This is a genomic window from Aphanothece microscopica RSMan92 (assembly GCF_046613545.2).
Taxonomy (GTDB): Bacteria; Cyanobacteriota; Cyanobacteriia; order PCC-6307; family Cyanobiaceae; genus NIES-981.
On sequence record NZ_JBKKKY020000189.1, the window covers coordinates 1 to 1,288 of the forward strand.

The following is a 1,288-nucleotide window of genomic DNA, read 5'->3' on the forward strand; positions in this document are numbered from 1 at the left end:
GCGTTCATGGCGGCCCACTTGCCCGCGTTGGCCTGCCGGATCAGGGTCACGCGCGGGTCATGGCCGAAGCGGTCCTGCACGACCTGGGCGGTGGCGTCGGTCGATCCATCGTCCACGACGATCACCCGCAGGTCGGGCCAGTCCGAGGCCAGCACCGCCGCGATGGACCGTTCGATCACCGCAGCCTCGTTGAAGGCGGGGATCGCCACGGCCAGCGTGACCGGCCGGGCGGCGGGGGGCGGGCGATGCGGACGGCGCAGCAGCGCCAGCGCCAGCACGACCAGCGCCCGCGCGGCCCCCGCCAGCACAGCGATCCAGAACAGCCAGAACAGGGCCGTGCCAAGGCCGGACAGAAGGCCGAAGGACAGCCTGTCCAGCCGCGACAGCGCATCGCGCCGCGGCGGCATCACCGTGTCGCGGTCCATCCCCAGCAGCGTGCCCATCGTGACCAGGCGGTAGCCCTGCGCGCGCAAGGCATCGATGATGGGTCCGACGGCGGCGGCGGTCGGGCGGCGGTCGCCGCCCGCGTCATGCAGCACCACGACCGCGCTGCCGGGGGTCGCGTGCACCTCGGCCAGCACCTGCGCGGCAATGGCCTCGGGGCCGATGCCTTCCCAGTCGCGGGGCACGATGTCGCCCCCCGTCGCGACATAGCCCCGGTCCAGGACCGCGGCCAGCGCCCGCGCCTCGGCCGCGGTCACCGGGCCTTCGCTGCGGCCATAGGGCGTGCGGAACAGGAGGGTCCCGCGCCCGGTGATGCTGGCCAGCAGGCGCTGCACCGCGTTCAGTTCGATGACCAGGCGCAGGTCGCCCAGCGTTTCGCTGCGCGGGTGAAAGAAGGTGTGCGAGCCGACGTCATGCCCGTCGTCCACCATGCGGCGCACCAGATCGGGATTGCGCGCCATGTTGCGCCCGATGACGAAGAAGGTGGCGGGAGCGCCGCGGTCGGCCAGAACGTCGAGGATCGCCGTCGTCGCCACGGGGTCGGGCCCGTCGTCGAAGCTGAGCGCGACCAGACGTTCGGGGCGCTGGCCATAGCGTTCCATCAGCACGGGACGGGGCACGGGGTCATAGGCCTGTCCGGTGAAGCGGCCGGTGGCGGGATCGGTGAACAGCCGCCGCTGGCCGGGCGCGCCGGCGTCCAGCACATGCAGGAAGGGACCCCGGCCCAGGTAGGCCACGTGATGATCGAGCGCGACCGCCTCGACCGCCGCCAGCGCGCCGGGTCCGGTGAGGCCGCGCAGAACGGGCCAGACGCCCGGATCCTCGGCCCCGGCGGACCACAGGG

1 protein-coding gene is annotated in these 1,288 nt (G+C 73.5%); it reads right to left on the reverse strand.

What is annotated here, in order from left to right; translation table 11 throughout:
- A partial coding sequence (locus ACLD7X_RS16850; RefSeq protein ID WP_411424842.1) for a polysaccharide deacetylase family protein occupies positions 1-1,288 on the reverse strand: 1,288 nt, incomplete at both ends.